This is a genomic window from Anaerobacillus sp. 1_MG-2023 (assembly GCF_030547345.1).
Taxonomy (GTDB): domain Bacteria; phylum Bacillota; class Bacilli; order Bacillales; family Guptibacillaceae; genus Guptibacillus; species Guptibacillus hwajinpoensis_B.
Genome location: NZ_JAUORD010000008.1, coordinates 55,879 through 70,020 on the forward strand (window position 1 = coordinate 55,879; position 14,142 = coordinate 70,020).

At 40.6% G+C, this 14,142-nt stretch carries 12 protein-coding genes; 6 read left to right on the forward strand and 6 right to left on the reverse strand.

Features of this window, described 5'->3' with window-relative positions:
* Positions 1 to 42: 42 nt before the first annotated feature.
* From Q4550_RS14260 to Q4550_RS14280, 5 genes are all read right to left on the reverse strand, one after another.
* On the reverse strand, positions 43 to 192 hold the full coding sequence (locus Q4550_RS14260) for a hypothetical protein (RefSeq protein WP_283153130.1): 150 nt from the start codon (positions 190 to 192) through the stop codon (positions 43 to 45).
* A gap of 63 nt (positions 193 to 255) precedes the next feature.
* On the reverse strand, positions 256 to 1,713 hold the full coding sequence (locus Q4550_RS14265; protein WP_303533737.1) for a carbon starvation CstA family protein: 1,458 nt from the start codon (positions 1,711 to 1,713) through the stop codon (positions 256 to 258).
* A 137-nt stretch (positions 1,714 to 1,850) separates the two neighbouring features.
* Positions 1,851 to 2,579 (reverse strand): LytR/AlgR family response regulator transcription factor, encoded by a 729-nt coding sequence (locus tag Q4550_RS14270; protein WP_303533740.1) that lies wholly within the window; start codon positions 2,577 to 2,579, stop codon positions 1,851 to 1,853.
* Positions 2,580 to 4,316: a sensor histidine kinase gene (locus Q4550_RS14275; protein WP_303533742.1), complete on the reverse strand. Its 1,737-nt coding sequence runs from the start codon at positions 4,314 to 4,316 to the stop codon at positions 2,580 to 2,582.
* A 190-nt stretch (positions 4,317 to 4,506) separates the two neighbouring features.
* Positions 4,507 to 5,883: a sigma-54 interaction domain-containing protein gene (locus Q4550_RS14280; RefSeq protein ID WP_303534004.1), complete on the reverse strand. Its 1,377-nt coding sequence runs from the start codon at positions 5,881 to 5,883 to the stop codon at positions 4,507 to 4,509.
* A 296-nt stretch (positions 5,884 to 6,179) separates the two neighbouring features.
* Between Q4550_RS14280 and Q4550_RS14285 the strand changes: the two genes are divergently transcribed.
* On the forward strand, positions 6,180 to 7,382 hold the full coding sequence (locus tag Q4550_RS14285; RefSeq protein WP_303533744.1) for an ornithine--oxo-acid transaminase: 1,203 nt from the start codon (positions 6,180 to 6,182) through the stop codon (positions 7,380 to 7,382).
* Between the two features lie 106 nt (positions 7,383 to 7,488).
* Here Q4550_RS14285 and Q4550_RS14290 read toward each other — a convergent pair whose 3' ends face one another.
* Positions 7,489 to 7,866 carry a PH domain-containing protein gene (locus Q4550_RS14290; protein WP_194222382.1) on the reverse strand — a complete coding sequence of 126 codons (378 nt, stop codon included), beginning with the start codon at positions 7,864 to 7,866 and terminating at the stop codon, positions 7,489 to 7,491.
* Between the two features lie 214 nt (positions 7,867 to 8,080).
* On the opposite strand from Q4550_RS14290, the gene Q4550_RS14295 reads away from it, so the two are divergent.
* The 5 genes from Q4550_RS14295 (at position 8,081) to Q4550_RS14315 (ending at position 14,142) form a co-directional block, all read left to right on the forward strand.
* The gene (locus Q4550_RS14295) at positions 8,081 to 8,887 is read left to right on the forward strand and encodes an alpha/beta fold hydrolase (protein WP_303533747.1); all 807 of its coding nucleotides are present in this window, start codon (positions 8,081 to 8,083) and stop codon (positions 8,885 to 8,887) included.
* A gap of 292 nt (positions 8,888 to 9,179) precedes the next feature.
* On the forward strand, positions 9,180 to 10,478 hold the full coding sequence (locus Q4550_RS14300) for an extracellular solute-binding protein (protein WP_303533749.1): 1,299 nt from the start codon (positions 9,180 to 9,182) through the stop codon (positions 10,476 to 10,478).
* A 64-nt stretch (positions 10,479 to 10,542) separates the two neighbouring features.
* Complete coding sequence (locus Q4550_RS14305; protein WP_194222379.1) at positions 10,543 to 11,418, forward strand: carbohydrate ABC transporter permease; 876 nt, start codon at positions 10,543 to 10,545, stop codon at positions 11,416 to 11,418.
* Positions 11,419 to 11,439: 21 nt separating this feature from the next.
* Positions 11,440 to 12,324 carry a carbohydrate ABC transporter permease gene (locus Q4550_RS14310; RefSeq protein WP_371018554.1) on the forward strand — a complete coding sequence of 295 codons (885 nt, stop codon included), beginning with the start codon at positions 11,440 to 11,442 and terminating at the stop codon, positions 12,322 to 12,324.
* A gap of 36 nt (positions 12,325 to 12,360) precedes the next feature.
* On the forward strand, positions 12,361 to 14,142 hold the full coding sequence (locus Q4550_RS14315) for a sensor histidine kinase (RefSeq protein ID WP_303533754.1): 1,782 nt from the start codon (positions 12,361 to 12,363) through the stop codon (positions 14,140 to 14,142).

Consider the following 14,142-nt stretch of genomic DNA (forward strand, 5'->3'; position numbering starts at 1 on the left):
GGAGCGAGATCATGGATTCGATCTCGCTCCCTTTTTAAAATTTCATAAATAGGTGATTAGCGCAATTCCGCAAAGAAACAAAACGCTAAGAATCACTTTTCCAAAGAGAGGGAGCTGTTCTTTTCCCTTCTCATTAATACGTTCTTCTTCCTCTTCAAGAGTCGTTTTATCTTTCGATTGGCAGCAGCCCATATCATCACACCTTTTCGGTTTAATACGCTATCCGTCAAAGGGGATTCTCTGTTCAATGTATCCCTAAGCGACGCTATCCTTATCCCAACCGGAGATATCGATTTCTAGTGGAATGTTGGCAGCGCGTTGCTTACGAGCAGAGTAGAAGAAAGCTACAATAACGGCGATCGTAATGATGGTTGCGCCGATGTAGGCGACATTCATTGGTAAGCGAAAGCCGATTGGTGCATTGAGAATGTAAGTTGTCGTTGCCATTGTGATAAAAATTGCTGGGATCATGGCAATCCAGTAGTTTTTCTTTGCAATAAACAAGTACATCGCGCCAACCCATAAGGCAATCATCGCTGTAGACTGGTTAGCCCATGAGAAGTATCTCCACAGAAGGGTGAAATCAATTTTCGTAAGCCCAAATGCGACAACGAAAAGCGGTAGTGCGATCCAGAGGCGATTTGTTACTTTGCGCTGTGAGTAATTAAAGTAGTCTGCAATAATCATACGAGCACTTCTGAAGGCTGTATCACCGGACGTGATTGGAAGGACAATGACACCAAGAATGGCAAGCGTCCCGCCGATTGCACCGAGCATGAGAGTAGAAGCTTCACTTACAATCGCAGCCGGTCCACCATTAGCAAGGAGTTCATTTAACCCAACCGGTCCATTGAATAAGCTCATAGCAGCAGCAGCCCAAATCATCGCAATGACACCTTCTGCAATCATCATTCCGTAGAAAATGTTACGACCTTGTTTTTCATTTTGCGTAGTACGTGAAATGATTGGCGTTTGTGTAGCGTGAAATCCAGAAAGTGCGCCGCAAGAAATTGTTAAGAATAGTAAAGGAAAGACTGGTGCGTTGTCAGGGTGGAAATTACTTAGCGTGATTTCAGGAATCGGTGCGCCAGTGAACACAAGTCCAGCACCAACGCCGAGTGCGCTAATAAGAAGAAGTGCACCAAAAATCGGATAAAAGCGTCCAATGATTTTATCAATCGGTAACAATGTAGCTAGGATATAGTAAACAAAAATTGCTCCTAGAATAAGACCTATTGTTGCCCAGCCGTTCATTAAGTTGTTCAATAGTCCAGCTGGTGCTGTGACAAACACCGTTCCTGTTAGAAGGAGAAGTAGCACAGCGAATGCATTTACAACGTGCTTCATCACTTTTCCAAGAAACTTTCCTGCAAGTTCAGGTAAGTGTGCGCCTCTGTTACGAATGGAGATCATTCCTGTAAGGTAATCGTGAACAGCTCCTGCGAAAATACAGCCAAACACGATCCAGAGAAAAGCGACTGGCCCGTAGAGTGCACCAAGAATCGGTCCGAAGATTGGACCAACTCCTGCAATGTTCAATAATTGAATCAAGGAGTTCTTCTTCGTGTTCATTGGAAGGTAATCGACGCCATCCTGATGCGTATAGGCGGGGGTTTGCCGTGCTTCCTTAATGCCAAAAATTTTCTCAACAAATTTTCCGTAAGTAAAATAACCAATTATAAGAAGTGCAATTCCTGCTAGAAATGTATACATGAAATCATCCCTTTCCGTACAATGTATGCGTTTACATAAAGTATAAGAGATGAGAGGGAGGAATGGACTAATTCCGCTCTAACATGTCTGAAAGTTGGATTGAGATGTCTGTATGAAAGACTGAAATGCACTCGGAATTATAATTCTAGTTCAGTACGTAGCGCTTTTACATAATTACGACTTACAGAAAGCTTTTCTTGAACACCTTCTAATTCAAGCTGATAAGCACCATTGAACCATGGGGTCAGGCGCGTGACGTAGTGAAGATTAACAAGATATCCTTTATGGATTCTAAAAAACGAAAAGGAGGATAGTCTGCTTTCCAGTTCTTTCAGCGCCATCTTCACTTCGTACTCGCCATTTTTTACAACGATCCGTGAGACTTTTTCATCGCGAAAAATAAAGAGGATATCATTGGGATCGAGGTAATGAATCTCACCTTCTAGTTCAACTGAGAGCTTGCCTTTCTTTGGCGGAGGTTCTTCTTTAGTAGATACTTGCATCAACTTCTCTAGACGTTGTACGGTTTGATGAAGCTGTTCTTCATCATAGGGTTTCAGAAGATAGTCAATCGCTTCATATCGAAAAGCTTCTGCAGCAAATTCAGGATAAGCAGTCGCAAAAACAATTAGAGGAGATTTCTTAAGTTCCAATAAGGCTTTTGCTGCTTCCATCCCATTCATTTTGGGCATCTCAACATCAAGAAAAACAACATCTGGTTGAAGTTGAAGTGCTTTGATCACTGCTGTTTCACCTGAATCAGCCTCACCGATCACATTTATCGACTTAAAATGTGAGAGTAAATGAACGAGTTCCTGGCGGCTGTATCGTTCATCATCCACGATTAAACATTTCATTTCGTTCATCTATTCGTCCTCCATTAGTGGAATCAAAAAGCAAATGGTTGTACCGTTGCTAGGCTCGCTATGAATGGCAAGGCTTGCTTCGCTTCCAAATAGCATTGTTAGGCGACGATTAACGTTATAGAGGCCAAGCCCTGTACCAATTTCTGACGACACGTGTGCTCTACCAAGCTCTGGTAAACGATCAGGTGAAATCCCTTCACCGTTATCAGTTACGCAAACAGTAACCCCGTTTGGATTTTGAGCAATTGTAATTTCAACAAGACAATCGTTTTCCTTATTTTTGATACCATGTTTAATAGCATTCTCAACAATCGGCTGTAACGTGAGTGGAGGTAGTTGGACAGATAATACACTTTCATCGATTGTATATTTAACGGTTAGTCTGTCTACAAATCGTGCTTCTTCCACTTCAAGGTAGGCTTTCACGTGTTTTAACTCCTGGTTAAGCGAGGTCATGTTCGCTGTAGTACCAGATAAATTTTGTCTTAAAAAGTGTGAAAGGGAAACGAGTAATTTACGTGCTTTATCAGGTTCAATTCGAATTAACGAAATGATCGTATTAAGTGAATTAAAGAGAAAGTGCGGACTGATTTGTGCTTGTAATGCTTTGATTTCGGCTTCTTTTGCAAGCTGATAGGCTTTATCCGCTTCAGCTATTTCTAACTGATTACTAAGAAGATTGCTGAGACCGAGAACGAGCTCAGTAATAATATGGGTAATCTCTTTTTCCGATCGGAAATAGAATTTTAGCGTGCCGATTGTTTTACCACGCTGTTTAAGGGGAGCAATAATGGCTGCTCCGAGCGGACAATTTTTCTCAGCACAGTGAATGGTTTGATCGTTTGCTATAACAATTTCACCTTTATGAATAACGTCTTTCGTAATGGTCGTTTGAATCTCGTGTCCTGATTGATGATGGTCGTTCGCAAGGCCGACGTGACTTAAAATGTGTGTACGATCCGTTATAGCTACTGCGCTACCTTCAATTTCTCGATGAAGAATCTGACAGACTTCATGAGCTGAAGCTTCAGAAAGCCCTTGTCTGAGATAACCAAGTGTTTGATCTGCGATACGAAGGGTTTTCTGTGCCTGAAGAGCACCAGCTTTTTCTTCCTCGTTTACAACATTTTTTATGATAAGGAGGAAAAGAGCACAGCCAATTCCGTTTGCGAGAATCATTGGAATTCCGATCACTTCTACAAGAGCCATGGCATTTTGAAACGGTTTTGAAAGAAGCAAGATAATGAGCATTTGAACGGCTTCTGCACCTGCACCGATCATAAAGGCTGATCGAAGTTTTACATGACGGTTTCGTCTGTGTAGAGAGCCAGCGATAAGTCCAGCAATAATGGAGGCAAGTCCACAAGCTACTGCTGTAAATCCACCAAGCATATAGCGATGAATCCCTGCAATAAGTCCTGCACCAAATCCAACCCTCTTTCCACCAAGAAGTCCAGCAAGAACGACTCCGATTACTCTTGAATTCGCGATGGCTTCGTCAGAAGAAACTTCTAGTGGCCATGAATTAAATTGGAGTGAATCTGTACTAAATGTTAATCCTGTATATGTTCCTATGATCCCAAAGAAACCAAAGAAGCCAATCGCAACATACTGCTGCTTACGAGCAAGCTGATCGCTGTATATCATATCTCGGAAGAAGCGAAAGCGGGTTAGCACAAACGCAATTGTGACGATAATGCCAAGTCGCTCTAGCATCGTAAGCAAGAGTTCGAACATGAGGGGAAGCTCCTTTCTGGTTTCTGGTTTCTGGTTTCTGGTGCCTGTCACCGCCCGGTTTAAGTCAAATTCTGTCGAATGGTAAAGCGGTTACTTCTTATTATACGGGTTTTAATGTAGAGATAAAATGGATGGAAGAGAGAAGACGAATCACTTGCACATCAGCTCCGATTTCATCTAACCGCTTATTTTACGTTAGAATATCAAATTTCCTTAACCGGTACTGCAAGCTTTGTCTACTCAGACCTAATACTTTTGCGGTTTGGGAGATATTGTTTTTGTTTTTTTGAAGCACCTTTTGGATATAAACTTTTTCAGCTTTCTCCATTTGTTCCTTTAATGGGATTATTTGATTGGAATGATGAATGGTAAGATGATCAGCCTCAATCAAATGTCTTTCCTTTTGTAATGGAGTTTTATTTCGATACTGAATGGGCAAATGAGAATAGTGTATGATGTCTTCGCTCATCATTAAATTCATGGCACCTTCAATAATATGCTCTAATTCTCGTACATTCCCTGGCCAGTCGTAAACCTGAAATGATTCAGAGACTTCGGTATCTACTCCTTTAACATCCATTTGAAAGAGTTCGTTATATTTTGAGATAAACGAATCCACTAATAAAGAGATGTCCTCTTTCCTTTCTCTAAGTGGAGGGATAAATAGCGTCACAACCCCAAGTCGGAAATACAAGTCTTTACGCATTCGTTCCTGCGCAATGGCTTCAATGGGATCTTCGTTCATTGTAGCGATGATTCTAACGTCAATGGTCTTATCTTCTGTGTCACCAATGCGCCGAATTGTTTTTTCCTGTAGGACTCTCAATAGTTTCGCTTGTAAATTCATATTTAAAGAATTGATTTCATCAAGTAATAACGTCCCGCCTTCTGCTTGTTCAAATAAGCCTGGTCGCTCAGTTGCTCCTGTAAATGCGCCTCGCTTCGTACCGAATAGAAGGCTTTCAATCAAATTATCAGGTAAGGCAGCACAGTTTTGTGAAATAAATGGAGCGGAAGAACGGTGGCTACCATTGTGGATACTTTGAGCAAATAATTCTTTCCCTGTTCCGGTTTCCCCAACGATCAAAACAGACGACGATGTCCGTGTGCTTCGTTTTGTATTTTCAATCACTTCTTGAATGGCAAGGCTATCTCCAATAATGCTATCGAATGTGAATCGAGTGTTTCCTTTTCGATTCATATTGTCACGAATTAACCGTTCAAGCTTTGTTACGTCGTTAGAAATCTCGACAGCGCCTTTAATAGTTCCATTTACTATAATGGGAAATGAGTTGTTAATTGTTGTGATTTCTTTCCCTTTATTATTGAAATATGTTTGCTTCACATTCGACGTTTCGATGCCTTTTTGAAGTGCCTTAACAAGCGTGCTGCTTTCATTCGCTGAGAACATAAAGACGTCTAATAAATATTTATCAACCACATCCTGGCGATCCATGGCTTCAATTTGCATCATTTTAGGATTATAAATGATCGTTTTGCCTTTTTCATCAATCACATGAACGCCGACGTCGATTTCATCGATGATTTTTTTATATACCTGGTTCATGGTGTTAAGTACTTTCAAATCGTTCTCCGTTTCATTATCCAAGTTACGTACCTCCTTTGTTGCTATCGCTATTGTATGTATGAAAGCACATGGATTGCAATATTATTTTGCACACACATGCAAAATAAATCAATTGTATGCAAAGATGTTTTGCATGGCGAAAATGAATAATCCCCGTCCTCCCTAAGATTTAATCGTTTTAAAAAGTTGGCATAAAACTTGCTTGTTACTAACGAGAGGGAGAGCGAAGATTTTTTGCTCCTCTAGGTGAGGCGAACTTTTAAAGGAGGAAGAACATGAAGACACAATCAACGACTGAGAATGTGATTGAAAAAACAACTCAATATGGAGCGAATAACTATAACCCGCTTCCAATTGTGATTACGGATGCAGAAGGGGTGTGGGTGAAAGACCCTGAAGGTAACCGATATATGGATATGTTGAGTGCTTATTCAGCAGTTAATCAAGGACACCGTCATCCGAAAATTATTCAAGCCTTGAAGGACCAGGCAGATCGCATTACATTAACATCCCGAGCTTTTCATAACGACCAATTGGCTCCGTTTTATGAGAAGGTCGCAAAGCTAACAAATAAAGCAAAAGTTCTTCCAATGAACACTGGGGCAGAAGCAGTGGAAACCGCTATTAAAACGGTGCGACGCTGGGCTTATAATGTGAAAGGCGTTTCTGAAAATCAGGCTGAAATTATTGCATGCGTCGGGAATTTTCATGGACGTACAATGACGGCTGTCTCTCTCTCTTCTGAGGCAGAATACCAAAGAGGATTTGGTCCAATGTTACCGGGAATTAAATTGATTCCATACGGTGATATTGATGCGCTACGAAATGCCATTACACCAAATACAGCTGCTTTCCTCTTTGAACCGATTCAAGGAGAAGCAGGGATTGTCATTCCTCCAGAAGGCTTTTTAAAGGAAGCTTATGATGTTTGTAAAGAAAGTAATGTGCTTTACGTCGCGGATGAAATTCAAGCTGGTCTTGGGCGCTCGGGTAAAACATTTGCGTGCGATTGGGAAAATGTGGAGCCGGATATTTACATTCTTGGAAAAGCGCTAGGTGGAGGCGTCTTCCCAATCTCATGTATTGCTGCTAATGAAGAAATTCTTGGTGTCTTTAATCCTGGCTCACACGGATCCACATTTGGTGGAAATCCGCTTGGCTGTGCCGTTTCTGTTGCTGCTCTTGAAGTTTTAGAAGACGAACAGTTAGCTCAGCGGTCACTCGAGCTTGGAAACTATTTTCAAGAAAAATTAAAGGAAATCAATAACCCTCTAATTAAAGAAGTACGCGGTAAAGGATTATTTATCGGAGTTGAATTAACAGAGGCTGCAAGACCTTACTGCGAAAAGTTAAAAGAAGAAGGGCTTTTATGTAAGGAAACGCATGATACGGTGATCCGATTTGCGCCACCGCTTATCATTTCAAGAGAAGATCTTGATTGGGCCATAGCTAAAATCGTAAATGTGTTGTCCAAGTAATAAAGCAACCTTACTTTATAAATTTATGAATATTGAAAACTGAACAAAGAAGCTAGTGAACTAAGGTTCGCTAGCTTCTTTGAATTTTTTTTAGGATTGTAATACATTATCCACAAAGTTCAGTAAGGATCTTTTGAATTGTGTAGATGCTATCATCCTTCTTAAACTGCTTCGAGAAGGTAGGAGCTTGTGAACTGGAAATCCAGATTTTAAGCTCTGCATCAAGATCAAAGTGTCCTGCCGTTTCAATGCTGAAGTGCGAAATGCTCTTGTATAGAACAGAATGATATTCCACTTTCTTACCTGTCATGCCTTGCTTGTCAACAAACAAAAGGCGTTTGTCTGTAAAGACAATTAAATCCCTCACAAGCTTAAATGCGGCATTCACCTCTTCTGTTTCTGAAAGAATGGTAGAAAGCTCTTTTTGCACATCTTCCTTCTTCATCGTTGAAGCATTCCCCATAAATCCGCTTAAAATACCCATTGTAACTCCTCCTTCACATTTGTATTATGTTCTCTCTCATATTCTAGCATAGGTAGTGCCTGTCACCACCCGAACTGACTCGAATGCTGTCGAGCAATATATGGATAAAAGAAGAGGTTCTTGCATACGTATCGTATGATGCTCGTGATAAACTTGAGTTAGCTATACGATGAGGATTAACGGCAATTATTTCTTATTTATAGGAGGGGTAACAATGCCATTTTTGAATATTGAAGATGATGTAGAGCTCTATTATGAAGATGTTGGTATGGGGCAGCCTGTGATTTTCATTCATGGCGTTTGGATGAGTAGCCGCTTTTTCAAAAAACAGCTTCCGTACTTCAGGCAGAAGTATCGTGCTATTTCTCTAGACTTAAGAGGTCATGGGCAATCCTCTCACGTTCAAACAGGGCACTCAGTAGCAAACTATGCTCGTGATCTGAAGAAATTTATTGATCAGCTTCATCTGAAGGACGTAACGCTAGTTGGATGGTCAATGGGTGCCTTTGTTATATGGGAATACTTACAGCAGTTCGGTGAGGATAACGTGAAGGGGACAGTTATTGTTGATGAGCTAGCATCGGATTTTAAGTGGCCAGATTTTGAAATAGGCGCATTTGATCTCCCGGCACTTATTGGAATGATGAGAGAGATTCAATCGGATCAAAAGGGATTGCTTCAAGGATTCATTCCACTGATGTTTAAAAAAGATTTGTCTGAATCTGAGCTCGAGTGGATGTTAGCAGAGACAACCAAAGTGCCTGCTTCCATTGCAAGTGCAATTCTTTTCGATCAATCCATCATTGACTGCCGCCCTTATTTAAACCAAATAACGAAACCAACATTACTATGTTTTGGGAAAGAGGAGAAGCTTATACCAGTAGCAGCTGGGGAGCACTTAAATCGAGCGATCCCTAACTCGAAACTTGAGTTGTTTGAAGAAAGCTGTCACTGTCCGTTTATAGAAGAAGCTGATAAGTTTAATCGAGTTGTTGATGAGTTTATTGGAGGTTTAAATTAGTTATTGTTTATTAGTGCCTGTCACCACCCGATTAAGCTCAAATTTTGTCGAGTAGGATAATGGGATATCGTTAAAGAAAAAGTTAAGGATTATAAGTCCTTAGCTTTTTTTATTTGTTTTATTTATCTAATATTATAATAATAATCGTGAAGTAATCTTTTGGAATGTGCGGAATAATCTAAAAACTAAATAATTTTTAGGATAGTATCTTAATTTTTTCGGATTATCAGTTTTGTCGAATCCGTTTACAATTTATTTGTAAGCGCTTTTAAAACGATAAGGGGGATGGGGAATGTTGAAAAAGATAAGATCTCATAGTTTATTTATCGCTATGCTGGTCCTTGTACTGATGCTTTCGGCATGTTCAGGTGATGATACTTCAAGCGGTTCATCTGGGGGAGACGGAGATAAGGTCGAATTAACGTTCTGGAACATTTGGACCGAGCCTTCACCACAAAATGAAGCGAGTCTTAAGCAGATAGAAAAGTTCAATAAGGAACACCCTAATATTGTCATTAATCAACAGAGTATTCCACATGACCAATTTAAAGTCAAAGTTAAAACACAAGCTGCAGGTAAGCAGTTACCAGATCTAGTTCAGGTTTTTCCTGGAGCAGAACTTAAGCCTCTAGTAGATGGGAAACTCGTTCAACCAATTGATAATATTTTAAGTAACTGGGACGACCTTATCAAAGAAGGGCAGCTTGGTGATTACCGCGTTGATGGTAAGCAGTACGCACTCCCAGCAAATATCACACCAACAAGTCTTGTGTATTATGACAAGGATATGCTTAAGGAAGCTGGTTATGATGAGTTTCCACAAAGGTATGATGAGTTCAAAAAGTTAATAAAAACACTTAAATCAAATGATGCAATTCCGATTGCACTTGGTAACAAAGCGCAGTGGGTATTACAGTCTTCGTATATCAGTACGATTGGAGACCGCATGACAGGCAGTGAATTCCTGTCAGAAGTACTAAATGGGGATAAGAAGTTTACGGATGAAAAGTTTATTGATGCAGTAAACGTGATCAAGGAGCTTTCCGACATGGAAGCATTCAATGAAGACTTCAACTCGATCGATAACATCCAGCATCGAGATTTATTTGCTATGGGTGACGCAGCTATGATGATCGATGGAGCATGGTCTCTTGGACCACTTCTTGAATCTGTACCGGATAAGAATATCGGTATCGCCCTGTTCCCTCAAATTGATGGTGGGGAAGGAGATCCCTCAGCAGTTTCTGCTGTAACGGGTACTGGTATCGCATTGAATAGTGAACTTGAAGGCGAAGATCTTGAAGCGGCACAGGAATTTTTGAAAAGCTTCTATTCTGAAGAATACTATCAAAATCTTATGAAAGCAGACATTCTAGTTGCAGCGGATATTGAACCGCCTTCTGACATCAGTCCACTCCTTAGAGAAGTTTCTGAGCTGACAAATGGTCAAATCGCGCCTGTATATGATGCGACCCTTCCAACTGACGTGACAGATACTATTAACTCTGGTTTACAGGAAGTAACACTTGGCACGATGACACCTGAGGAACTAGCGAAACAGCTTCAGAAAGCTGTTGAGAAGAGTAAGTAACGGTTAGAAGGAAATCAGGTCTTTAGAAACTTGGTTTCCTTCTTTTTTTCAAAGGAGGAGAGTTATGCATCTGTTAAGCAGAAGTAAATGGCCTGCATTTGTGGGGTTAGCCCCGGCGTTTCTTATTTATATATTGTTTGCAATCGTTCCGATACTCATCTCGTTCTATTACTCTGTCATGAGGTGGGACGGGTTCACCGAAATGGAATTTGTTGGCCTGGCTAACTTCCAGGAAGCCCTTACGGATCCGATTTTTTGGCAATCTCTCAAAAATAATCTATACGTTGTCGGGGCATCTGTATTTGGACAGATTCCGATCGCCTTATTTATTGCCCTCTTATTGAATAGAAAGATCAAAGGTGGGAAATTTTTCAGAACTGTTGGCTTTATGCCAGTCGTTATTTCTACGGTCATCATTTCGTTAGTGTGGGGAATGATGTACAACTCAAGAATAGGGTTATTCAATCAACTGCTCGAATCTATTGGCCTTGAATCTCTTACTCAGAACTGGCTAGGTGACCCGAAGTGGTCAATGATATCGGTTTGTATTACGATCATCTGGCAGTTCGTAGGTCTTTATCTCATTATCTTTCTCGCTGCACTTCAGAACATTCCGGAGGAAATATATGAAGCAGCTAGAATTGATGGAGCTTCTGGTTTAAAGCAAACGTTTTATATTACGCTGCCGATGATGTGGGACTCGATCATTGTTGCAGTCATTCTATGTATAAGCGGAAGTCTACGAACGTTTGATTTAATTTACGTTATGACTTCTGGGGGACCAGGACATTCTACTGAAGTTATGGCGATGTATATGTTTGAACAGACATTTTCTTCTACTCGCTACGGGTATGGGAGTGCGCTTTCTTTGTTTATCTTCTTCTTTAGCCTGGCACTCGTCTATCTGTCTACGAGAATTCTACGAAGAAAGTCAGTTTGATCGGATGGGAGGAATCAAGACATGGCTGAGACAGCTTATCGAAAGCAGACAAATGTTAATTATCAGGATAGTAGATTAAAAGCTAGAAAGGTCTCGAAAAAGACATTGATTTATATTTTATTACTGATGTATGCGTTGATGAATGCTTATCCTATTCTCTGGATGGTACTGAATTCATTCAAAAGCAATACTGAATTCGCAGAGAACCCTTTCTCTTTCCCGGCAACGTGGTTATTTGAAAACTATAAGACAGCATGGGAAACAGCTAGGTTAGATACTTATTTTCTAAACAGTATCATCGTTACTGTTATCGCGGTCGCTGTAACCGTACTTGCGGGTGCGCTTGCTTCTTATTTTCTTTCACGCTTTACGTATAAATGGGGCAAATACATGTATGCGTTCTTTGTATTTGGAATGCTTATTCCCATTCACGCCACACTTGTACCGATGTTTCTTCTAATGAAAAACCTTGGATTGTTAAATACACACGCGGGTCTCATATTGCCTTACATCGCTTTCAATCTTCCGATCACGATATTTATACTCGTAAGCTTCATGAAGGCTTTTCCAAAGGACATCGAAGAATCAGCGATCATGGATGGCTGTGGTGTGTTTCGAATCTTCTGGTCTATTATTCTACCGATGACAAAACCAGCACTTGCGACAGTGGTTATTTTGAACTTTATCAATAACTGGAACGAGTTCTCCTTTGCGCTCGTATTGATTAACGAAGATGCGCTTAAGACGCTGCCGTTAGGATTAGCGAATTTTGCAGGCCAATATACAACGAATTACGGAGCACAGATGGCGGGGCTAACGCTCGCGATCATACCGACCATCATTATTTACATGATTTTAGAAGAGCATCTTGTAAAAGGGATGACAGCTGGCGCAGTGAAAGGATAAGCTTTAAAGTAAACGTCAACATGAGAGGTAGATGACATGAAGCGATTGCTGTCCTTTTCCGGTTGGAAACTTCATTGGAAGTTCTTTTTCATCTTTTTCACCCTTGTATTAGTTCCGATTTTTGCTTTCAGTCTCTATATTTATTCGGAAGCGAATCAGGCGATTCAGCTTCAAGCTGTTAATAATACAAGAGGACATCTCGAGAAAATAGACCAGAATATTTCTGCATTCACTAGTGATATTGAAGATATCTCATCTTACATGATTTATAGCGAAGATATCCGCTCCTTCCTAAGAACGGAAGAGTCGCCCGGTAACCGTACGTATTTAAACGATATGGAACGCAGAATTACTGGTTTTACTACGTTTCATCTTACGTCTAAATTTTATTTACATTCGATTTCATTGTCATCTGTTAACGGCCATCACCTGGATATGGGCACCCCTCTTAAAGAAAATCAGGAGGACGTCTGGAAAGTGAAGGCGGAGGAGTTTGCTGGCAAACCTTATTGGAGCGATGCTTATAAGATTCGTGACGCGTGGGGGCGTGATCGAAAGGTCGTGAGTTTATTTCGTGTTATCAATGATGTTAATAACGTGTCACTTCCGCTTGGAATGGTTACGATTCGCTTTGATGCATTAAAATTCTATGAACTGATCGATACTGACTTTAAGAATTTAGAGACGATGTTCGTTTTAAATCACCATGGGCAAGTTGTGATGCATCCAGATGAGGACATGATCGGTAAACCTTATCCTGACGAGAATATTGTAAAAGCTATTATTCGTAACGGTGATAAAAATAGCACACTCCAATATGAGAGAGACGATGTGAACTATACTATTGTTACGCAGCCAGTTGCTGGGGCGGATCTTGTCATCCTTGGGGCAGTTAATGAGAAGAGTGTTGCCGAGGGGATCACTAGTATACAACAGTCGATTTTAATCATGATGATCGCTTTGACTCTTTTTGGATTACTCGCGATCTTTGGTTTTTACTACTTTAATATCCGAAGAATCCGTGAATTAACGAGGGAAACTCGACAGTTAGAGCGTGGGGACTTTTCTGCAAATGTCTCTGTAGGATCAAGTGATGAAATTGGGTTATTAGGAATGAGGTTTAACAAAATGGTTGAGCGTTTACGCTATTTGATCGACAACGAGTACAAGATGGAGCTAAGAAATCGTGAGTCAGAACTCAAGCTTCTGCAAAGTCAGATCAACCCTCATTTTCTTTACAATACATTGGATATGATTCGCTGGACGGCACGCTTAGAGAAAGCGATGGAGACTAGTAAACTAATTGAACAATTATCAAAGATGTTCAGAATTAGTTTGAATCGTGGGAAACCATGGATCACATTAAAAGACGAGCTTACCTACAGTCAGGGGTACTTAGATTTACAAAAAAGACGTCTTGGGAAAAAACTTCAGTACACCCTTTATTGTGATCATGCCGCGATGGGGTCTATCATGCTAAAGCAAACGATCCAGCCATTAATAGAGAACAGCCTTCATCATGGATTTGAAAATATGAGGACGGAGAGGAAAATCTATATTCGTTGTTTTCGGGACGACCAGGATCTGGTGATCGATGTACTGGATAATGGTAAAGGATTCGGAGAAGGAACTACAATGGAAAGTATTCAATCTGGATATGCGCTGAAAAATATACAAGATCGGCTACTCATTGCGTTCGGATCAAGAGCTTCTCTGACGATTGAAGACAAACCTTCGCCTGGAGCCTGGGTCAGAGTGAGATTCCCCTATCTTGAAACAGAAGAAGAAATTGAAGTCTGGAAAAGTGCAGGTGAATGA

Coding starts and splice junctions, on each gene's coding strand:
- Q4550_RS14260 (WP_283153130.1), bottom strand. CDS start 192: ATGGGCTGCTGCCAATCGAAAGATAAAACGACTCTTGAAGAGGAAGAA.
- Q4550_RS14265 (WP_303533737.1), bottom strand. CDS start 1,713: ATGTATACATTTCTAGCAGGAATTGCACTTCTTATAATTGGTTATTTT.
- Q4550_RS14270 (WP_303533740.1), bottom strand. CDS start 2,579: ATGAACGAAATGAAATGTTTAATCGTGGATGATGAACGATACAGCCGC.
- Q4550_RS14275 (WP_303533742.1), bottom strand. CDS start 4,316: ATGTTCGAACTCTTGCTTACGATGCTAGAGCGACTTGGCATTATCGTC.
- Q4550_RS14280 (WP_303534004.1), bottom strand. CDS start 5,883: ATGAACCAGGTATATAAAAAAATCATCGATGAAATCGACGTCGGCGTT.
- Q4550_RS14285 (WP_303533744.1), top strand. CDS start 6,180: ATGAAGACACAATCAACGACTGAGAATGTGATTGAAAAAACAACTCAA.
- Q4550_RS14290 (WP_194222382.1), bottom strand. CDS start 7,866: ATGGGTATTTTAAGCGGATTTATGGGGAATGCTTCAACGATGAAGAAG.
- Q4550_RS14295 (WP_303533747.1), top strand. CDS start 8,081: ATGCCATTTTTGAATATTGAAGATGATGTAGAGCTCTATTATGAAGAT.
- Q4550_RS14300 (WP_303533749.1), top strand. CDS start 9,180: ATGTTGAAAAAGATAAGATCTCATAGTTTATTTATCGCTATGCTGGTC.
- Q4550_RS14305 (WP_194222379.1), top strand. CDS start 10,543: ATGCATCTGTTAAGCAGAAGTAAATGGCCTGCATTTGTGGGGTTAGCC.
- Q4550_RS14310 (WP_371018554.1), top strand. CDS start 11,440: ATGGCTGAGACAGCTTATCGAAAGCAGACAAATGTTAATTATCAGGAT.
- Q4550_RS14315 (WP_303533754.1), top strand. CDS start 12,361: ATGAAGCGATTGCTGTCCTTTTCCGGTTGGAAACTTCATTGGAAGTTC.